The following is a 20,459-nucleotide window of genomic DNA, read 5'->3' on the forward strand; positions in this document are numbered from 1 at the left end:
GCTTGACCATGGGGCAGAACCAGGACCGCCGCTCGTACGACACCGGCGCCTCAGCCGAGGTGCAGGGCAGCCTGCAGGGCATCATCGGCCAGCTGGAGCGCGTCCTCGGTGACCGCGACCGCGCGGTGAAGGCCGCGATGGCCGACTTCACCGCCGACGGTGTGGCCGACGAGTACCACGGCAAGGAAGTCCGCTGGAACCGCGCCGCGAACGAGGTCCGCGACATCATTCGCCTCGTCCGCACCACGCTGGAGCAGAACGACGGCACTGCCCAGTCGACCATGGCCAAGGCTCGCGCCGCTGTCGACAACATCGGCTGACCGGGGGCCGACCGTAGTAAGCAGGAACGTTTCCACGGGGGTTTGGCATGTCGGGGTGGGACATCTCGTCGTCCGGCGTCGAGTTCGTGACCTCTCTGGTCGCGGACGCGATGGACGACGTGGCCAAGGACGTCAAGGCGTACGGGACGGACGTGGAGAGCGCGGCCACCTCGGCCGGCACGATCAGCGGACCGTACTGCGGGTCCGCGCCAACCGGTGCGATCGGCGCGGCGCTGGCCATCTTCGTCGAGAAGACCGCGGGTGACGTGCTGTTCCTCGGCGCGCGGGCGGCGAAGTCGGTGAACGGAGCCCGGGAGGCAACCGCGTACTACCTGGCCGGGGATCTCGAGATGGCCGGCCAGGCCGAGCACAAGGCGCTCGGCGCACCGAAGATCGATCTGCCCGGCCAGGGCGGCAAGGGCAAGGACGGCGGCGTCAAGTGATCGACCCGTCGGGCATACCCCAGTTCACCGGCGACTTCGACCTGCTGGACAAGGACACCTCCGGGCTGCGCGGCGACGCCATCGGGATCCGCAACGGCGGCATGGACGTCCACTCCCGCTTCCAGATGCTGGAGGCCTTCTACACCGCGCCCGAGGCCGACGACTTGTTCGCCACCACCCAGCCGGTGATGGACAAGGCGGACGCCTTCGCCGCCCAGCTGGAGACGGTCGCGGACGCGCTGGACACGTACTCCATCGAGGCCCGTCCGCTCGCCAAGAAGCTCGCCCAGCTCAAGACCGACGCCTTCGCGTTCGTCGACAGCGTCGAGGGCGACGACAACTGGACATACGACGGGGACAAGATCCACCGTCACCAGGAGCTCATGGACGGCGTCGCCGCCGCCGAGAGCGCCTTCCGGGAGGCCGAGCGCCGGGCCGCCACCAAGATCTCATCCCTCGTCGGCGGGCCGGAGTTCGTGGTCGACGACGGCCACCACACCGTCAACAAGAAGACGGTGATGTACGGCTACGACCTCGACGTCCTCAAGCACGCCAAGGACACGCCTTGGGGCGCCCCGGAGAGCGAGTCCCACCATGCGTGGGAGGTCGGCTACTGGGCCAAGAGCTTCTTCTGGGACGGCCTCGTCATCGACAACATCTGGGGCGGCATCAAGGGACTGGGCACCCTGGTCGGCTGGAACGGCTCGGACGCGGCCGGTGACGCCTGGGGTCATCTCGGGGACGTCGTCAGCGGTATCGGCCAGTACACCGCCAAGCCGTACGACGCGCTCATGGACTGGGCGATCGGCCCGGACAAGGAGAGCGCCACCGAGGTCCGGCAGAAGAAGGCCGCCAAGGACTTCGCCAAGTCCATGGTCGCCTGGGACATGTGGAGCGAGAACCCCGCCCGCGCCGCGGCAACGGTCGTCTTCAACGGCCTCACCCTCGGCGCCGGCCCCCTGGCCGTAGCAGCCAAGGGCGGGGAAGTCGGCGCAGTTGCCAAGGGCGCCGGGATCGCCGCCAAAGTCGGCGAGTACATCGACCCGGTCGCCGTCGGCCTCAAAGCGACCGGTAAAGCCATCAGCACACTGCCCAAGCTCTCCGACCTCACCGCCGGGATCCGCACCGGCATCGGCACCTCGGCCGATTCCCAGCGCATCCACAGCGTCATCGAACTCGGCGACGGCTCCAAAGTCGTCATCGAGGACGGCAAGTTCATCCCCGTCGACAAGCACGGCAACGTCATCGGGGACACGCCGCGCCAGGAAGCGGCCGCGGATGCGCGGTCCACGCCGGAGGGAACACCGACGCAGCAGCGGGAGCCCGTCGGAGTCGGCGCTTCCTCACGCACCCCCGGAGCCACGGCTCACGCGGGGGAAGCATCCGGCAGAGCTGGAGCCACACATCCCGTCGGTCCCGAGACCCCCAGGTCCGGCGCTGGGCCGATCAGCAACGGCCATGCCGGCACGGGGTCAGGTGGCCACGGAAGCGGTGGCCTGGACGACGTCGGCCGGACCGGCGACGACGCAGTGGGCGGCGCGGGCCACGCCGGCGACGAGGCCGCCCCGCCTGCGCACCATGCGGACGAGGGCACCGGGAACGGTGGCCACGGCGGAGAGCGGGAGCTGACCGCCGCAGAGCGGAAGGCGATCCAGGACGAGCACATCCGGAAGGCCAACGACCCAGACCGGACGTGGTTCAAGGAGCACTACGACCCATTGGGTCGCCGTAGGAACCTCTTCAACAAGGACGGCACACTAAAGTTGGTGGACGGCGTCGAGCTTCCCCAGCTGGCCAAGAACGCTGACAGCAAGTGGGTCGCCGCGCACGACTTGCCGAGTGGGCCATCCGAAATCAAGACAGGTCGGACACCGTTCACGCCGGACACAGTCGACCCCGCGCATCGACCGGACCTCGATAAAGCAGCGAGGAACCGCAAGGTGTCCATGAATCTCACCAGCGCGGAAAAGGCATTCGATGACACTCCGTCCGCCGCGACGAAGAAGGCCCTTGACGACGCACAGAATGCCTACCACCAGCAGCTCGGCGACGTGCCAAACAACAGCAAGATATCCGAGCGGCTCGGCGAGGATTCCGCTGCGCTGCACGTGGTCCCGAATGAGTTCCCGGACGCCAAGTGGGTTGAGCTCCCGAAGACGCCCAACGGCGCCGACATGTTCGACCAGCTGTACAAACTCGGCAACGGTGACTATCTCATTGTCGAAGCAAAGGCACCCAAGGGCGAACTGGGTTGGCGTAGAGGTGCCGGCCCAGCTCAAGGCATGATGGTCAAGCAGGGCACCAAAGAGTACGTCCAGACGATCATCGCCGAGATGCAACGTCGCGCGGGGCGCTCTCCGAAGGACGGTCGAATCGCACTCGAACTTCTCAAGGCGATGAAGACCAAGAAGCTGCAGTACGTCCTGGTGAAGGCCAACGAGAACACTGGTTCGTACGCTGGTGCAGCACTGGAACACTTCAAGATCAACTAGAGGATGGTGCAAGTGGTCACGAGCGTTCCCCGCCATGACTACCCCACGGACAACGCGGCAGAGGGCCTGTCGGTACTCAACGAGACCGCGAACTGGATCCTCGGGGAGCTTGACGAGCCGGACGACATCGGACGTGGCCAAGCCCTGAGCACCAGTCTGGCGCTGGCCCAGACGCACTGTGCGGTCGATCCCTACGCATCGAAGTTCGAAACATGGGAAGCATGGGTCACCGCCATGCAGGTCGGCTCCGCCCTGTTCGACTCGGCCACGGCGGCGGAGGGTCCTGTGGTGTGCCGCATCGGGAGCCACGGTGCGGTGAAGAACCTGCCCGCGACCGGCCCGACGTCCTACACGCACGCCGGAGCCTGGCTCACCTCGTTCTACCTGGCGGTGGTCTGCCGCGACAATGCCCGCCTCGAACGGCTGGCACAGGTGCCCGTAGCGTTCCTCCGCGAGTCCGGCGCGGTCTTCGACGAGTACATCTACTCCTGGGTGGAAACCCTCCAGAGCCTCTTCTTCGGTCGGCAGGACGTGGGAGAGAAGCTGGAATCCGCATTCCATGGCACCGACCCGGAGGTGGCACAGGTCGCCGACAAGGAGACGCTGCTGAAGATCCTCTATCCACCGATCAACCTCTTCTATCGATTCGTGAAGCGGGACTCGATGGAATTCAACGAGGCGCTGGTTGAAGCGCTCACCTGGCACAAGCAGTACTGGACAGGCGACGAGGCACGATCCGTGAGCAGCGACGGCCTCGTTGCCCTCGGCCCCCTTGCACTGGCCTGCATGGCCTATGACAACGACTTCCCCATCGAGGTCGAATCCGAGTACCTGCCGAAGGCACTTCTGCAGCGCAACTGGGTCGGCGAGTACGCCACCTGAGAACCTGTACGTAACCCTGAGAACTGAAACGGACAACGAATACCTGTGGCAGCCCAGGACTACGACAGCCAATTGCTGGAGTCGGTGTCGGTTCGGCGCCGGCGGCTGAGGGATGCCGTCCTGTTCGGGACGCAGCGGCAGCGGCGGTCGGTCGACGAGCGGCTGGGCAAGGTGTTCGCCGGGATCGTGGTCGCGGCGGTGTTGTGCGCCGGATGCGTGGGCTGGTCGTTCGTTTCGCACCGGGTCATCGGGAAAAGCCCGTACGGTCCCTCCGCGCCCTCTTCCTCGCCTTCCGCGGCGCCTTCGGCGTCTTCCACCCGATGACTCGATGATAGGTTCGAACGCGTGATATCTGCGGGGTCCCTGAGCCGTACGACGCCGAACCGGACTGCTTTGAGCCGGGTCACTCTGATCGGCGAACGGAGGCGGGTTGATCTCGTCCTGCCCTCCCAGGAACCAGTCGGGCTGCTCTTGCCCGAAGTGATGCGACTGCTGGACGATCGGGCATCGGCCCGGCCCGAGTCGCGGCATCTCGTCACCGCGGAGGGTTCGGCGCTCGCGCACGACAGCACGCTGGAATCGGCCGGGATTCCGGACGGCGCCGTCCTGCGGCTCGTACGGCTGGAGGACGCCCCCGCGGCACCCGTGGTGCACGACGTCACCGATGAGGTCGCTGACGATCTGAACGTTCGGACATGGCGGTGGAGCCCCGCATCCCGGCGCATCGTCGCCGGAGTCGCGACGGTCGGCTGGGCCTTCACAGCCGGCATCCTGGCCCGCAGCGAGTTCGCGCTGTCGGCCGTAGGCAGCGTGCTGGTGACCGTTGCCGCGGTGTCCGCGCTCGCGGGGGCTCTCTTCGGGCGGGCCGGGCAACGTGGCCTGGCCACCACGCTCCTCGTCACCGGGGGAACTCTCGGGGCGCTGGGGGCATGGACCCTGGCGGATGCCCATGCCTGGTCCGGCGCGGGGCGGCTGGCCGGCGTCGCGGTCGCACTCGTTGTGACGCTGCTCCTGCTGGGCTGGTTCACGGCACTGGGCCGCGGCGGCCTCGTCGGCGCTGCCGCAGTCGTTGGCTGTGTCCTCTGCTGGCAGGTGGCGGTCGCTGTCCAATCGGGCGCGGATACGTCAGTGGAACAGGCCCGCGTAGGGGCGGTGCTGAGCGTCGTCTCGGTGGTCGCCCTCGGCGTGCTGCCGCGGCTCGCGCTCATGGCGTCCGGCCTGTCCGGGCTGGACGACCGGCGGTCCAGCGGCGCGTCCGTCAGCCGGTATCAGGTGAGCACCGCCCTGACCGCCACTCATCGTGGCCTGGCGCTCGCCACCATCATCCTGGCCGCCTCGGCCATGGCGGCGGGGCTTCTCGCACTGCGGGCACCTTCCGCATGGACCGTCCTGCTCGCCGTGGTGGTCACGGTCGTTCTGGCACTGCGGGCACGTGCCTTCCCGCTCGTCATCGAGGTCGTGGCGCTGTTCGGGGCAGGTGCCGTGGTCGCCGTCCGGCTTGTCGGAGTGTGGCAGGAGCACTCCGGTGCGGTGGGGTCGTTGGCCCTGCTCGTCACGCTGGCCGTGCTGCCGCTGTTGGTGCTGGCGGTGCAGCCCGCCGAGCATGTGCGGATCCGGCTGCGGCGCTTCGGCGACGTGCTCGAATCGGTGGGAGTAATCGCCCTGCTCCCCCTCGTCATCGGGGCGTTCGGTGTGTACGGGCGTCTGCTCGACACCTTCGCGTAGGGACAACTCCATGGCTCAGGGAGGGGACTGGCAGCAGGACGTGCTGCGGCAGTTGGGGCAGCACGGTACAGCGGACGAAGCGGCCAAGCCCACCACCGAGCCCACCGAGCCCACCGAGCGGCCTCAACCGATGCGCCCAGCCCCGGAGCCGCCCACCGATACGGGTCCCACCGCCTCTGAGGGATTCCCTCAGCACGTCGCCCCGGCGCCGAAGCCGGAACCCGCTGTCCGGTCACCCCGTGATCCCCGGCTTCCCCTGCACACCCCGGAGTCCGTGCCGACCGTCGACCCCCGCCTGGCACACGCGCTGGGTCGCCCCCAACACGGCGATTCCGTGACCCGCCGCACCGGACGCACGCTCCGCAAACTCGCCACGTCAGCCACCCAGGACGTCGCCGAAGAGACACGCCTCGCTCGGGAGCTGCAGCAGCCGGTCACCACCGGCCGGGTCATCGCGGTCACGTCCATCCGGGGCGGAGTGGGCAAGTCGACCGTCTCCGCCCTGCTGGGCCGCACCTTCAACCACTACCGACACGACCCTGTCCTCACCCTGGAGGCCGATGCCGCACTCGGCACCCTCCCCGTACGGATGGGCGCCGAATCGGTGCGCTGGTCATGCGCAGACCTCGCGCAGATCCTCACCCCCGCGATGCAACTCACCGACGTCACCGGCTACTTGGTTCCCGTGACCGACGGTGGCTGGCTGCTGCCCGCGAGCCAGGGACGCGTCGGCGCCCCGATGGACGTCCGCACCTACCGCACGGTCACACTGGCGCTGCGGCGCTACTTCGCGGTGACGGTGGTGGACTGCGAGACCCTGCCCGGCGAAGTGGCCCGTACGGCGATGGACACCGCGCATGCCCGGGTGGTGGTCGCCCCGATGACCGCGGAGGGCGTCAACGGCACCCGGCAGGTCCTGGACTGGCTGGCCCAGCTGCCGCACTCCGCCCTGGCCGGCACCGTCGTGGCGCTGTCCGCGAGCTCCCCCGACACCACGCTCGACGAGAAGACTGCCACCGCGCACCTGCGAGAGACGGGCGTAGCCGTCGTACCACTCTCCCCTACGACCGACATCTGGCCCAGGGAGGCCCCATCCACACCGCCATGCTGGGCCAGGCCACCCGGGACGCCGCCGTCCGCCTCGCGGCGGAGGCGATGCACCGTGCAGTGAGGGTGCGATGAGCACGAGCCAGGCTTCAGGACCCGTTCAAGAAAAGGCCCGTCCGTGACCCAGCACCTCGTCCACCGACCCGCGCGCTCCACCCGCCCTCTCCCCCTCGCCCAGCCGCGCACCATCGAGCCGCCGCCGAACCTGCCCGAGGGGAAGATCGGCAACGCGGCGACCGCACTGCTGCCGATGGCCGGCGTCATCAGCTCGGTCGTGATGATGACCGTCATCCGCAACAGCCAGTTCGCCGCGCTCGGCGCGATCGTCCTGGTCTTCGCGCTGCTCGGCGCGGTGGCACTGTTCCTGTCCCAACAGGGGAAGGCACAGCGCACCCGGCGTACCCAGCGCGAGCGGTATCTCGAATACCTGGAGGAGCTGCGCGACGAGCTAGGCACCGGTGAGCGGGAGCGGCGCCGACAGTCGCAGTTGCTCAATCCGCCCCCGGAGGCCCTGTACGACCTCGTACGCGATCCGGCACGGTTGTGGGAGCGGCGCCGCCAGGACGCCGACTTCCTGCGGGTACGGGTCGGCACGGGGGACGTACCAGTGCAGGACCTGGCGGTCGGGCAGAACGGCGCGGGCGGGGTCATGACTCCGCCGGACCCGTTCATGCTCAACGAGGCCCGCGCCCTGCAGAACCGGTTCGCCACGGCGACGGACTTCCCGCTCACCGTGCCTTTGGACCGGGCGGGCAACGTCAGCGTCGTCGGGGACCGCCGGGGTGTGCTGCGGGTCGCACACGCGCTGCTGATCCAGACCGCGGTCACGCACGCGCCGGACGACGTGGCCGTCGCGCTCGGCATACCCGCTGAGAAGCTGGCCGAGTGGGAGTGGGCCAAGTGGCTGCCCCACGTACTGGATCCGTCCGAGCACGACGGTCCGGTCGCCGCCCGCCGGATCGCTCCGAGCCTCGCCCAGCTGGCCACGCTGTGCCGTCACGATCTGCGGGAGCGGGCGTCGTACGCGGCGGAGGTGCGGCGCGGACTGTCGGACCGAGGCGCGCTACGGATGGCCGGTCGGCTGCTGGTCGTCAGCGACGAGTACGGCGAGACGGCCGTCGAACTGCCCCGCCCGGACACGGCGGTTGATCTGCCGGACATGGGCGTGACCGTGCTGCACCTGCTGGAGCAGCAGGTGCACGAGCCGGATCAGGTGACGGTCCGCATCACCGTCGAAGGCGACCGGATCGCCGTGGAGGACCTGCGCGAGACGTCGACGGTGGCACAGGGCTCATCGGATGCCGTGAGCGTCGCGGGCGCGGAGGGACTGGCCCGCATGCTGGCCCCCATCAGGTTGTCGGCGGAGTCCACGGCCGAGGGAACCCCAGTCTCCGGGCCGGTGGACTTCCCCGGCCTGCTGGACATCGACGACCCTGCGGCACTCGACATCAAAAGACTGTGGGCGCCGCGCAACGAGCGAGCATTCCTGCGCGTACCCATCGGCTTGACGGACCGTCACGAGCCAGTGCTGCTGGACCTGAAGGAGTCCTCCGAACTCGGCATGGGCCCGCACGGGCTGTGCGTGGGCGCGACCGGCTCCGGCAAGAGCGAACTGCTGCGTACCCTCGTCCTCGCGCTCGCCGCCACCCACTCGCCCGAGGACCTGGCCCTCGTCCTGGTCGATTACAAGGGCGGCGCCACCTTCGCCCCGTTCACCGACCTCCCCCACGTTGCCGGGGTGATCACGAACCTGGAGAATCAAGCCGGCCTTGTCGAGCGCGTCCACAGCAGTCTCGCCGGTGAGGTCAAGCGCCGCCAGCAGGTGCTCAAGGATGCGGGCAACATCGCCGACATCGGCCACTACGCCGCCCTGCGCGCCACCCAGCGCCCGGACCTCGAGCCACTGCCGCACCTGTTCGTCGTCATCGACGAGTTCGGCGAACTCCTCACCGCGAAGCCGGACTTCATCGACCTGTTTCTGTCCATCGGCCGCATCGGCCGCTCCATCGGCGTTCACCTGCTCCTGTCGAGCCAGCGCATCGAAGGCGGCAAGCTCAAGGGCCTGGACACGTACCTGTCGTACCGCCTGGGCCTGCGGACCTTCTCCGCCGACGAGTCGCGCACCGTGCTGGACACCACGGACGCCTTCCACCTGCCGCCGCTGCCGGGCTTCGGCTATCTGAAGGTCGACACCTCCACCTACGAACGCTTCAAGGCCGGGTACGTCTCCGGTGCCCACCTCGGGCCCGTCCTGCGCGACAAGCTGGACGACGAACCGCTTGCCTCGCCGTATCCGACGTACAACACGCTCGGCGCACCCCATGAGGGTGCCGCGGAGGAGTACGCCGCCACCAAGCGCGAGACCGGGCCGACGGTGATGTCGGTGATGGTCGGCCAACTCGCGACCGCGGCCCCGCCGGTACGCCGGATCTGGCTGCCGCCGTTGCCTGACGCCATCACCCTCGACACCGCGGCCGGTCCCCTCGAAGCCGGCACGGAGGGCCTCAGGCTCGCGCACCGCGACGGCGCGATGCGCGTTCCGCTGGGCATCCTGGACGATCCGGCCAAGCAGTGGCAGCAGCCGTGGCTGCTGGACCTGACCGTCGCCGGCGGCCACACGGCCGTCATCGGCGGCCCGCAGTCCGGCAAGACCACCCTGCTGCGCACCCTGGCCCTCTCCCTGGCGCTCACCCACACGCCGTACGACGTCGCCGTCTATGGTCTCGACCTGGTCGGCGGCGGCCTGTCCGCGCTGGCCGGACTGCCGCATGTCGGCGGCATCTCGGGGAGGGCGGACCACGAGCGGGCAGCCCGCACGGTCGCCGAGGTCCGCACCATGCTCGGCCAACGCGAGGAACTCTTCCGCGCGTACGGCATCGACTCCATCGACCAACTGCGTCACCTGCGCGCCCAAGGAAGGCTGCCCCAGCTCGGCTCGACCGACATCGTGCTGCTCGTCGACGGATTCGGCGCACTGCGCGACGAGTTCGCCGAACTCGACGACGCCGTGGCCGACCTGCTCAAGCGCGGCGGCGGATACGGCATCCACGTCGTCGCCGGAATGCTGCGCTGGAACGACGTCCGCATCGCCACCCAGTCGATGTTCGGCACCCGCGTCGAACTGCGCCTCAACGACCCGGCCGACTCCTCCATCGACCGCAAGCTGTCCGAGACGCTCTCCCCCGACACCCCGGGCCGTGTCCTGACGGACGGGAAGCTGTTCGCGCAGGTCGCGCTGCCCCGCATCGACAACCGCCCCATCGCGGACGACCTGGCGTCCGTCCTCGAACGGTCCGCCCGCACGATCCGTGCCGGCTGGCACGGCGACGTCGCCGCCCCGGTACGGGTGCTCCCCACACGGCTCCCCGCGGCAAAACTCCCCTCATCGGCCGCCGAACCCAGGACAATCCCCATGGGCGTGGACCAGGACACGCTCGCCCCCGCGCTGCTGGACCTCTTCGGAAGCGATCAGCACCTGCTGATCCTCGGCGACAACGAGTGCGGCAAGACCAACCTGCTGAAACTGATAGCCCGTCAACTCGTCGACCGGCACGGAGACGAGGAGCTGGTGTTCGGCCTCTTCGACCCGCGCCGCGGCCTGCGGGGTGTCGTTCCGGAGCCGTACCGCGGTGGTTACGCCCACAACGCGAAGCTGGCCGCAGCGCTGGCCACCGGCATCGCCACCGAATTGGAGAAACGCCTGCCGGAGACCGCGGACCCGGACGCGGTCTGTGCGGAGCCCGCGTTCACGGGGCCGCGCATCGTGATCCTCGTCGACGACTACGACATCCTCACCAGCGCCGGCCAGCAGCCCCTGGCTCCGTTCCTGCCGTACATCTCCTCCGCCCAGGACATCGGTCTCCACTTCGTCATCGCCCGCCGCACCGCCGGATCATCCCGCGCCCTGTACGAACCCCTGCTGACCGCCCTGCGCGAGACCGGCGCCACCGCCCTCCTCATGACCGGCGACCGCACCGAGGGCCAGCTCTTCCCCGGCCTGTACGCCTCCGCGCAACCGCCCGGCCGCGGCACTCTTGTCCGCCGCGGCCGCCACCACCAACTCATACAGACCGCGCTCGCACACGAGGCGGACGAAGAGGCCGGACAGCCGTGACCAAGGACGTCATCGCCCTCACCCCGAAGATGCCGGACCTGCGCACACTCCTCGCGGGCCTCTACGCCGGCGGCCCCGACCTCGGCGTGAACACCCTGGCCGACGGCGCCGTCATACAGCTCTGCGCCCCCGACGGCCGCCCTCTCGTCTCGGTCGAGGCGCCCATCCTGGTCCAGGTCCCCGGGGAGACCACCCGCCTCCTCGGCATCAGTCCCGGTACCCCGGACAGCCCGGTGTGGTGGACCGAGGCCCGAGCCTCCACCGCCGTCGCGGAAGGGGGCCGGCTCGCGGGCTCCTTCGCCGGACGCCTCGCCACCGTCCTGGGCGGCACGGTGTGGCCCCCGGAAGCGTCCTCCACCGACGTCGTCCCGCTCACCACGGACATCTCCGCGGTGCCCGTCCCCGCCACGTCGGCGCCGGCGGTGGACGTACTCACCGCCAAGGCGGCCGTGGTCATCCAGGACCGCCCCCTCGTCACCATGACCAGCTGGCTCTCCGACGCCCTGCGCGGCGCGACCACCGACGACCGCGCCCTGCAGATCGTCACCCCTCCCACCACCCGCCTGACCCTGCCCACCCGCACCGCCCTGCTCGGCCATCCCAACCGCTGGGTCGTCCAAGACCCGGACCTCGGCTTCTACGACGGCCTCTCCGGCGCCGTGCTCCACTGGAAGGGCGGCACCTTCACCCCCGCCCTCGACGAGAACGGCACGGCCTCCGTCGCCGAAGCCTTCAAGGCCGGCTCCGACGCCGGCGAACGCCAGCTCATCATCTCCCTGCGCACCCTGCACCCCGCCGACGAAGACCTGGTCCTCGGCCGAGCCCTGGAAGCCGCCTGGCACACCCTCGCCGGCACCGCACCCGCCGGATGGAGCACCGCCGAGCCCGTCAACCTCCTGTGGTCCACCCGCCAGTTGACCGATCTCGCCCGTCGCCGCGCCCCCCGGCCGACCTGGCTGATCGCCGTCGGCCACCCCGACCGGCCGACCATCGCCACCGTCCGCGTCACGCGCACTCCCGCCGGCGTCGAGCAGGACATCACCCTCGCCCTCGGCCATGGCAAGGACGAAACCCCGCCCCTGCACGCCATCGAGCCCCTCGCTGAAACCCTCGCCGCGGAGCACGGCCTCACGAGCATGCTCACCTCACTTCGCAGCGCCCGCCGCGACCTGACCGTCCCCGCGCGCTTCGAGACCCCGCCCATCCCGGTCTCGTACACGCTGGGATCCGAATCAGTCAGGGACATCGACCTCGACAGGGCCCTCCGCCCGCCCCTCGACCTCGTCCCCACCCGACTCGGCCCCACGGCGCGACCTGCCGTGCACTACGCCCTCGGCGACGGCACCGACCCCCGCGCCTGGAACATGCTCGAACAACTCACCCAGCACCTTGCACAGGTCTCGTGAACCCCGACCTGGACGATTCGGCACGCGGCGGCCACCACACGACAGACGGGTACCACGCCAATACACCGGGTACGCCGACGGGGCCGACCCCGACCCGGGGATGACCCCATCTGACCTGCACGTCTACTAACGCATCGCCTCCGCGGTGTCGCAGCCGCTACACGTTGAAGCGGAATGTCTGCGGCCCGATCCTGACCTGCGGCGGAGCCCCACCCAGGTCTCTGACCTGGGATTTTCTCGTTGGCAGGCGTTGGCACCCGACGGCCGTTTACGGGTGTCCCGCGGACTGGCTGCGGACTGGCTGGGTACGCCGCGGCAGAGAAGTCCATGGCACACCGGCGGGACCTGCAACGAGACTGCGCGGGTGAGCGACTCCTACCCCTGCCCCTGCTGCGGACACCGCGTGCTGGACGCGATGCCCGGCTCGTACGAGATCTGCCCCGTCTGCTTCTGGGAGGACGACGGGGTCCAGTTCCGCTGGCCGACCATGGGCGGCGGCGCGAACAAGGTCTCCCTGATCGAGGCCCAGCGCAACTACCAGGACTTCGGGGCCTGCGACCAACACGGCCGGCAGTACGTCCGCCCGCCGGCCGCGGACGAGCCGCTCGACCCCGCCTGGCGCCCCATCGACCTGACACGCGACTCCTTCGAGGACTGGGAAGCCGAGGACCGAGCCCCGTGGCCCGACGACCGCTCGGTGCTCTGCTGGTGGCTGCCCACTTTCTGGCGCCGGGACCACCCATGACCACCCACATCGAGAGACTCATCCGGCAGCTCGATGACTCGACCGGCCCGTCGTACGACGCCCGCGCAGAGCTGATCGACATCGGCTCCGACGCCATCCCCGCCATCATCGACGGACTGCCCTCCCTCGGCGGCTTCGGTCAGTTGACCGCCATCGAAGTCTTCGAGGAGGTGGGCGATCCCCACTGCGGTCCCGCCCTCATCGGGCTGCTGAAAAGCGACAACCCGACCGTCCGCGAATGGGCGGCTATGGCCTTGGCAAGCCTGGATATCGACGGTGCAGTCGAGCCCCTGCGCCGCGCCTACCGCGCATGCCTGGAACGGGCGACGCCACCGGACTGGAGTGAGCCCGTCGGCATCCGCCCGCCTGGCTGATCGGTGTCGGCCGGCGGGCGAGCTTCCGCGAACGCATCGGCGACCTGCTCCTGGCCAGCGAGTTCTGCTTCTCCGGCAGCGCCTACTGTTTCGCCCTGGCCCGCTTCGGCACGCACGCCGACGCCGAGATCCTCACCTCCTACCTGGACCGCTACCTCCCCCGCACCGACCTCCGTTACGACCAGCCAGCCGCGCTCGACGCACTCCTGCGCCTCGACGCCTACCTCGGCACCCACCACGCCAACCACTTCACGGAGCCCGACGGCCTCTGGGACCAGTGGGTCAACGCGCTGGCCCACCTCCGCGACCACCCCGCCTACATCCCCGCCGAGCAGTGCCGCTGGACAGACCTCCGCTGTGCCTTCGCCAACGGCTGGACCCGGCCCCGTAGCCGCAGCCGCCTGACTGCGGCTACGTGAAGTCCGCGTACGCCATGTATCGGCCGCAAGTGCGGCACATGAAGAGGTAGCCGGTGGGCTGACTGTCCTTGTCCAGAGCACCCAGACAGCTGTCGACTCCCTCGGCAGACCACCCCCACGCGCCGGCCTCGCTGCGCAGTTCCTCCCGGACATCCGGGAACATGGCCAGCTCGGCCGCCCCCACTGCCCCCATGAACGCCGTACCGTCACCGCAGTGAAAGAACCACCGCGGGTCCTGCCAGGAGGAGAAGCCCGGCGTACACGCATCGACGGACATCACGACCTCAAGCGGGACATCGTCTCCGACCGGGTCACCGATGAAGTGCGCGTCGTACTTCGCAGCCGCGCTGCCATCCGCGATGCACCACGGGCACAGCAAGTTGGAAAGTTCCTCGACCGCGTGCACCGGGCCCGTGTAGATGAACCCCCGTGCCCTCCCGCAGCAGAGGCACATCGTGCTGGACGCAACGACCGCCCCGGTCGCCAAGGGGTCGGGGTGGTAGGGAAAACCGGGCAACTCCTCGGACATGCCGGTCACGCTACCTGCGCAGAGGAAGGTCGTATCTGCACCCGCCCTCGGTCCGAAGGCGGTCACGGCCGCAGCAGCCGAGCCTGCGGGTCATGGCAGACGAGCCCCATCGATTCCGCGAGATCGGCGGCGTAGGCCGAAGCCTCCTCGGCCATGCTGTACCGCATCGGGATCCGGCGCCATAGGACACTGCCCTTCCACACCGCGGACGTAGGGAGATCACACCGCCACGAGCCGGACCCGATCGCCGCAGAGCTTGACCATGTCGTCGATATCGGACGTCAACATGACCACGGGGCGGTGCTGTCGCAGCGCGGCCTCGGCGACCGCCGTATCGATCGCGTACGTGTGCCCGCGCAAACCGGCCTCCATCAGCAGCTTCGAGGCCGCCCTCGCCTCCTCGTCTCCCACCGGGACTACACGCAGTCCGGAGAGCACCCAGTTCAGGCGGGACTTGTTCGCACGGGCGTGGACGGCCTCGATGATGGTGAGTGAGCTGATCACGACCTCCATGCCGCGCGAGCGTGCTTCGGCGACCAGCGCAACCACCTGCTCGTCGTCGGCGAGCATCTTCGAGAGCCCCTCGCTGTCGAGGACCAGCGTCCCCTCGTGACTCAGCTTGCGGCGGGCCACTCGCCCTCCTCGGCGAACACCTCATCGAAGACCTGCCGCGCCCGATGACGAGCCTGCTCGGAGACCGGCCCCTTGCGGTTCTCGTAGTCCGCCAGATATTCGTCAAGGACCTGCCCGCGCAGCTCACGCTCGACCGCCTCGGCGATGAACGCGGAGAACTTTCGCTTGCCCACCCGTGCACGGATCGCCTCCGCAGTCCCCTCCGGCAGCGACAGGCTCACCCGCGTCGCCGGCCCTTCCCCGATGCTGTAGGTCGTCTCAGCCATAACCCAATGGTGTCAAACGAGTAGGAAAGGTGCTACGGCCGCACTCCGCGAAGCGCCGCGCGGCGCACACCCCAGCACAGGCGCCCCCAACTCACCCAGCACATTCCCAACACGGGAAAAGGCAGAGGCCCGACCCCGAAGAATCGGCCCCTTCCTGACCTGCATGTTTGCCAGATCAGCGACGTGGTGGTGTTTCAGCCGCTACACGTTGCAGCGGAATGCCAAGCACGAAGCTGCCACCTGCGAAGGTGCGGATCCGACGTAGATCATCCCAGCACCGTTCCAGCACGGGAGTGCCATGCCGGCGCCATGCGGCTCAGACGCACCTCGGCATCCCAACACTGCTTGCGTGCGGGCAGCCGCGCTTGCCCATATCGAGGGCTGATCTGGTGCACCGTGTCGAGAGGGGCCCTGATCGCTTTGCGCACTCCACAGTTCCCTCTCCGTCGTCGCCGGCGAAGCCGCGCGGACGACGAGCCGACCAGGGCACAGCCGCCGTGAAGGGGCCCTGGCCCTTCGGGTGACGTCGCTAGGCTTACCCCTTACGACGCCGCCCATGACCGGAGGACTCCGAGTGACGCCGACCGCCGCCAAGCCTGGCCCTCTGGCGCGGCGCGAGCACTGGTTCCAGCCGCGCCGTTCCGGTTTCCGGTGGGAACAGGAAGGCCTTGAGCACGTACGGCAGCTCATGCCGGACGCCGAGCCGTACCGGGCGTGGGCGACGTTCCGGTTCACCGGTGTCACGGGCCGGGTCAACGAGTGCGATCTGTTGATCGCCGTGCCTGGCGGCGTCTATCTGCTGGAGCTCAAGGGGCATCCGGGCCGGGTGGTGAACCATGGGGACACCTGGCAGTTCCACGACGACCGGGTGCGGACGCTGCGCAACCCTCTGCACCTCACCGACCTCAAGGCCAAGGAGCTGAAGGCCCAGCTGGAGCGTGCCGCGCGTGCGGCGGGGATTCCCGAGGGGAAGATCCCCTTCATCAAGCCGGCGGTCTTCCTGCACGATCCCGATCTCGTGAGCGGGCTGGACGAGTTCCAGCGCGCGTCGGTCTACGGACGCAACGGTGGCACGAGCGGCCTGCCGGGTATCTGGGACGGTCTGCTCGGGCTGCCGCCGGAGCGGGATAGCTGGCGTGTCACCCCGCAGGACAGCCAGCGGCTCGAGATGCTGATGAAGCGCATCGGTATCAGCCACTCCACCGCGCACCTGCGGTTCGGGGACGACTGGCGGCTCGCACCGCGTGCGCTGGACGCGGGCCCCGGCTGGGAGGACCGGCTCGCCGTACGCGACGACAGCCTGGTCAAGGAGAACGGCCGGGTCCGGATCTATCTGTCGGGCCAGGCGGCGTCGGCGGAGCAGCGCGGCCGGGTGGACCGGGCGGCTCTGCGCGAGTATCAGGTGCTGCAGGGCATCAATCACCGCGGCATCGTCCAGGCCGTGCAGATCCGCGAGCACCAGGGCGGCCCGGCGATCCTGTTCCGGCACGGGGAGTCGGACCTGCGGCTCGACGCGTACCTGAACGCGTACGGCGACCGGCTCACGCCCGCCGTGCGCCTGGACCTGGTACGCCAGCTCGCCGAGGCCGTCCGGTACGCCCACAACCGCTCGCTCTACCACCGGGCGCTGTCGGCGCGCTCGGTATACGTCTCCGCGCGCGAGGACGGTACGGAACCGGTGCTGCGGATCGCCGACTGGCAGACCGCCGCGAGGGACTTCGACACCACCTCGCATCTCACGCTCGGGCAGACTCCGCTGGATTCCGGGCTGGTCGCCGACATCGCCCAGGTGTATCTCGCCCCGGAGACCGCCAGGGAGTTCGCCGACCCGGTGGACCTCGACGTCTTCGGCATCGGCGCGCTCTCCTTTTTGCTGCTCACCGGCAAGCCGCCCGCCGACGCCCGGGGCACCCTGGTGGACCGGCTCGCCGCCGACGGCGGTCTCCATCCGTACGCGGTCTCCGACAGCGTCTCGGCGGCACTCGACGGCCTGGTCTTCCGGGCCACCGCCTCCGATGTGCAGAACCGGTTGTCGTCCGCCGAGGAGTTCCTGCGGCTGCTCGACGCCGCGGAGGCCGCCGACGCCACGGGCGGGCGGGGCGCGGTCGAGGTCACCGACCCACTCACCGCCAAGGCCGGCCGGCGCCTGGACGAGGAGTGGGAGGTCGTACGAGTCCTCGGAACCGGCGCGACCGCCCGCGCCCTGCTGGTGCGCCGCGTCGAGGAGGGGGTGCCGGACCCGGCGTCGCTGCGGGTGTTCAAGGTGGCCCTGGACCGGGAGAAGGACGCGCGGCTGTACGCGGAGGCGAAGGCCCTGCGCGAGGTGGGCGGCAACCGCATCGTCAAGCTGCTCGCAGCCCCTCGCGAACTGGGCGGACACACCGTCCTGGAGATCGAGTACGCGGGCGGCTTCCGGGCGGCGGACGACCGCGATCCGGTCAGTCTCGGCTCCCGGCTGCGCGGCGAGGGCCGGCTCGGGTACGCCCAGCTGGAGCGGTTCGGCAACGACCTCTTCGACGCCCTGGACAGTCTTGCCGCCCGCGGGGTGCGCCACCGTGACATCAAGCCGGACAACCTGGGCCTGTTCAAGCGCAGTGACGGCTCCTGGCAGTTGATGCTGTTCGACTTCTCCCTGGCCGACGCCCCCGACCAGGACCTCCACGCGGGCACCCGCGGCTATCTCGATCCGTTCCTCGGCGGCAGTCGCCGCGCCCGCTACGACGATCACGCCGAGTGGTACGCGGCCGCGGTCACGCTGCACGAGATGGCCTCGGGCGAGCGCCCGGTGTGGGGCGACGGCCAGGGCGACCCGCTGACCGTCCCGAAGGCGGAGCTCTATGTGGCCCGCGAGCTGTTCGAGTCGGCGCTGGCGGACGGGCTGGCCGGGTTCTTCCAGCAGGCCCTGCACCGTGACGTCGAGCAGCGCTACGACAGCCTCCGCCAGATGCAGGAGGCCTGGCGCCAGGTATTCCGCAGGGCGGACTCGACGCGCCCGCCCACCACTCCCGCGACGGTGGACACGCAGGCGGCGGACGTCGAGGACGCCCGCGAGCAGGCCGCCGCCGCGGCGGACCTGACGACCCCGCTGGACGCCGCGGGTCTGTCGCCGCGGGCCGTGTCGGTGGCGGCGGGCCTCGGCGCCGAGACGGTGGGCCAGCTCCTGGACATCCCGCCGCACACCATCTCCCGCGCCCGCGGCGCCGGCAACGTGATCCGCAAGGAGCTCAACCGGCGTCACCGCCAGTGGACCCAGGATCTCCGGAAGCGTGCCACGCCGAAGAAGCCCGCGCAGGTACCGGCCGACGCCCCCGTCGAGGCGCTGGAGTCGGTCGGGACTCTCGCGGCCCGGCTGGTTCCGGCCGAGGGCGGTCGGCGCGCGCGCCCCCGGCGCGACATCGTCCTCGCGACGCTGGGCCTGCCGGGTGTCGAGCAGGCTGGTGAGCTGCCGTCGTGGCCCTCCCAGTCGGCGATCGCCAAGGCCCTCGGTGTCAGCCAGCCCACTGTCTCAGGGAACCTGGGCGCAGCGATCGAGCAGTGGTCGGCGCTCGCATGGCTGGACAGGATCCGGGACGAGCTGGTGACCATACTGTCCGAGCAGGGCAGGGTGATGACGGCCCGGGAGCTGGCCACCGAGCTGCGCGTACGGCACGCGCCGCACGACGAGGACGGTGCGGAGGACCGGTCGGGACTCCAGGCGCAGGCCCTTGCCGTGGTGCGTGCGGCGGCCGAGATCGAGTTCCGCCGCGACGATGCCGCCGCGGCGGGAGAAGGCGACGAGGACGAGGTCTCCCGGTTCGCCATGCTGCGGCGCGGCAGTGAGGTGCTGCTGGCCCTGGTGGACCTCCCAGGCAGCGACGACCCAACCCCGGTGGAGCTCGCCGAGTACGCGACCTTGCTCGGCCGGGCGGCCGAAGACGTGGCGGCCCGCGATCCGCTGCCCGGCGGCGGCACGGTCCTGCGGGAGCTACGTGCCGTTCCTGCCCCTGAGGGGATGGCACCGCTGGCCGACACCCGCCTGCTGACCCTGGCCGCCGCGATGGCGGGCGGGGTCGGCGTCACACCGCGCTTCGAGCTGTTCCCTCTGGACCTGGGCCTCGACCGGGCGCTGCGGATCTCTCAGGCGGCCGCGGGGGTACGTTCCGGCATCGGGGTCGGCGCCGACGGTCTGCTGACCCGGGTGAGGGCCCGTTTCCCGGGCCTCGGCGCGCTCGCCGACGTCACGTACGTGGAGTTGGAGGAGGCGCTGTCCGAGGCGGGTTTCCCGCTGGTGTACGACCGGGACAAGCGACGCTTCTTCCCGCCCGCCCGGGACGCCGAGGAGAGTCGGCCCGCGTTCAGCGGGTCCGTGCTGACCAGCACCGGCGCGCTGTACAACGCCGCGCAGAGCGAGTTCGCGGAGGGCCGCGACCCACGCCGGGTGATGGAGGTACGGCTTCAGGAGGCCGTGCGCCGGGGCGGGTTCCTCGCCCTGACCGTCAGGGGCCTCGAACTGCCCGGCACGGCGCAGCGCCTCGCCGCCCGGTTCGACGTGCTGCCGGTCGACATGGACGAGCTGTTCCTGACCGCCCTGCGCGAGCTGGCCGACGAGCAACAGGTGAAGTGGGAGGCCCTGCTGAAGGCGGACGCCAAGTTCGCCGGCACCGGCCGGATCGGCGCCGCGCTGGCCTCGTACACCCGGCTCGCCGCCGAGCGCGTCGGCGCCCGGTGCACGACCCTCGCCGAACAGGCAGGCCCGCGTACGGTGCTCCTCGCTCACCGGGCCTCGCTCGCGGCCCGCTACTGGGAAGCCGGTGGCCGCGAACTCCTGGTCTCCCTCCAAGAAGCGGCCCGACGTCCCACCGCCGCACCGCACGGTCTGTGGCTGCTGGTCACCATGGACGACCCGGAGGCCACCCCGGCGCTCGACGGCCGCACGGTGGACGTGGTGGACCGGGTGAGCGAGTGGACGGTCCTGAAGGGGCTGTTCATGAGGGAGTTGCAGGGGCTTGCGGAGGCGGGCTGAAG

At 70.0% G+C, this 20,459-nt stretch carries 15 protein-coding genes and 1 pseudogene; 13 read left to right on the forward strand and 3 right to left on the reverse strand.

Going from position 1 to position 20,459, the window contains the following annotated elements; translation table 11 throughout:
- The first annotated feature begins 8 nt into the window (after positions 1–8).
- The 12 genes and pseudogenes from ABZ656_RS04740 (at position 9) to ABZ656_RS04795 (ending at position 14,027) form a co-directional block, all read left to right on the forward strand.
- Positions 9–320 carry a pore-forming ESAT-6 family protein gene (locus ABZ656_RS04740; RefSeq protein WP_060900774.1) on the forward strand — a complete coding sequence of 104 codons (312 nt, stop codon included), beginning with the start codon at positions 9–11 and terminating at the stop codon, positions 318–320.
- A 47-nt stretch (positions 321–367) separates the two neighbouring features.
- Positions 368–763 carry a DUF6507 family protein gene (locus ABZ656_RS04745; RefSeq protein ID WP_360264539.1) on the forward strand — a complete coding sequence of 132 codons (396 nt, stop codon included), beginning with the start codon at positions 368–370 and terminating at the stop codon, positions 761–763.
- Positions 760–3,255 (forward strand): hypothetical protein, encoded by a 2,496-nt coding sequence (locus ABZ656_RS04750; RefSeq protein WP_360264542.1) that lies wholly within the window; start codon positions 760–762, stop codon positions 3,253–3,255. The genes ABZ656_RS04745 and ABZ656_RS04750 overlap by 4 nt, the downstream gene beginning before the upstream one ends.
- Positions 3,256–3,258: 3 nt before the next feature.
- Entirely contained in the window at positions 3,259–4,137 is an 879-nt protein-coding gene (locus tag ABZ656_RS04755; protein WP_360264545.1) for an immunity 49 family protein, read from the forward strand.
- A 45-nt stretch (positions 4,138–4,182) separates the two neighbouring features.
- Positions 4,183–4,461 carry a hypothetical protein gene (locus ABZ656_RS04760; RefSeq protein WP_266641340.1) on the forward strand — a complete coding sequence of 93 codons (279 nt, stop codon included), beginning with the start codon at positions 4,183–4,185 and terminating at the stop codon, positions 4,459–4,461.
- A gap of 69 nt (positions 4,462–4,530) precedes the next feature.
- The gene (gene eccD, locus ABZ656_RS04765) at positions 4,531–5,862 is read left to right on the forward strand and encodes a type VII secretion integral membrane protein EccD (protein ID WP_360264548.1); all 1,332 of its coding nucleotides are present in this window, start codon (positions 4,531–4,533) and stop codon (positions 5,860–5,862) included.
- Between the two features lie 10 nt (positions 5,863–5,872).
- Positions 5,873–7,044: pseudogene (locus ABZ656_RS04770) on the forward strand (hypothetical protein).
- Between the two features lie 43 nt (positions 7,045–7,087).
- On the forward strand, positions 7,088–11,083 hold the full coding sequence (gene eccCa, locus ABZ656_RS04775) for a type VII secretion protein EccCa (protein WP_360264551.1): 3,996 nt from the start codon (positions 7,088–7,090) through the stop codon (positions 11,081–11,083).
- A complete protein-coding gene (locus tag ABZ656_RS04780) occupies positions 11,080–12,489 on the forward strand; it encodes a DUF6177 family protein (protein ID WP_360264554.1) in 1,410 nt (469 codons plus the stop codon). Before eccCa ends, ABZ656_RS04780 begins: the two co-directional genes overlap by 4 nt.
- 364 nt (positions 12,490–12,853) lie before the next feature.
- On the forward strand, positions 12,854–13,234 hold the full coding sequence (locus ABZ656_RS04785) for a CPCC family cysteine-rich protein (protein ID WP_101400448.1): 381 nt from the start codon (positions 12,854–12,856) through the stop codon (positions 13,232–13,234).
- A complete protein-coding gene (locus tag ABZ656_RS04790; protein ID WP_360264558.1) occupies positions 13,231–13,608 on the forward strand; it encodes a HEAT repeat domain-containing protein in 378 nt (125 codons plus the stop codon). Before ABZ656_RS04785 ends, ABZ656_RS04790 begins: the two co-directional genes overlap by 4 nt.
- Before the next feature lie 44 nt (positions 13,609–13,652).
- Positions 13,653–14,027 carry a DUF6000 family protein gene (locus ABZ656_RS04795; RefSeq protein ID WP_360264591.1) on the forward strand — a complete coding sequence of 125 codons (375 nt, stop codon included), beginning with the start codon at positions 13,653–13,655 and terminating at the stop codon, positions 14,025–14,027.
- Here ABZ656_RS04795 and ABZ656_RS04800 read toward each other — a convergent pair.
- The 3 genes from ABZ656_RS04800 to ABZ656_RS04810 all read right to left on the reverse strand — a co-directional run bounded on the left by ABZ656_RS04800 (position 14,020) and on the right by ABZ656_RS04810 (position 15,455).
- The gene (locus ABZ656_RS04800; RefSeq protein WP_360264561.1) at positions 14,020–14,622 is read right to left on the reverse strand and encodes a CbrC family protein; all 603 of its coding nucleotides are present in this window, start codon (positions 14,620–14,622) and stop codon (positions 14,020–14,022) included. The two genes, ABZ656_RS04795 and ABZ656_RS04800, sit on opposite strands and share 8 nt — an antisense overlap.
- A 153-nt stretch (positions 14,623–14,775) precedes the next feature.
- The gene (locus tag ABZ656_RS04805; RefSeq protein ID WP_360264564.1) at positions 14,776–15,189 is read right to left on the reverse strand and encodes a DNA-binding protein; all 414 of its coding nucleotides are present in this window, start codon (positions 15,187–15,189) and stop codon (positions 14,776–14,778) included.
- Complete coding sequence (locus ABZ656_RS04810) at positions 15,171–15,455, reverse strand: hypothetical protein (protein WP_360264567.1); 285 nt, start codon at positions 15,453–15,455, stop codon at positions 15,171–15,173. Before ABZ656_RS04810 ends, ABZ656_RS04805 begins: the two co-directional genes overlap by 19 nt.
- 556 nt (positions 15,456–16,011) lie before the next feature.
- Between ABZ656_RS04810 and pglW the strand changes: the two genes are divergently transcribed.
- Entirely contained in the window at positions 16,012–20,457 is a 4,446-nt protein-coding gene (gene pglW / locus ABZ656_RS04815; protein WP_360264570.1) for a BREX system serine/threonine kinase PglW, read from the forward strand.
- Positions 20,458–20,459: the final 2 nt, after the last annotated feature.

The organism is Streptomyces sp. NPDC007095, assembly GCF_040634475.1.
Lineage (GTDB): Bacteria > Actinomycetota > Actinomycetes > Streptomycetales > Streptomycetaceae > Streptomyces.

Excerpts from the sequence above, each read along its gene's own strand:
- ABZ656_RS04790 (WP_360264558.1), top strand. The coding sequence starts at position 13,231 with ATGACCACCCACATCGAGAGACTCATCCGGCAGCTCGATGACTCGACC.
- ABZ656_RS04745 (WP_360264539.1), top strand. The coding sequence starts at position 368 with ATGTCGGGGTGGGACATCTCGTCGTCCGGCGTCGAGTTCGTGACCTCT.
- ABZ656_RS04740 (WP_060900774.1), top strand. The coding sequence starts at position 9 with ATGGGGCAGAACCAGGACCGCCGCTCGTACGACACCGGCGCCTCAGCC.
- ABZ656_RS04810 (WP_360264567.1), bottom strand. The coding sequence starts at position 15,455 with ATGGCTGAGACGACCTACAGCATCGGGGAAGGGCCGGCGACGCGGGTG.
- ABZ656_RS04755 (WP_360264545.1), top strand. The coding sequence starts at position 3,259 with ATGGTGCAAGTGGTCACGAGCGTTCCCCGCCATGACTACCCCACGGAC.
- pglW (WP_360264570.1), top strand. The coding sequence starts at position 16,012 with ATGACCGGAGGACTCCGAGTGACGCCGACCGCCGCCAAGCCTGGCCCT.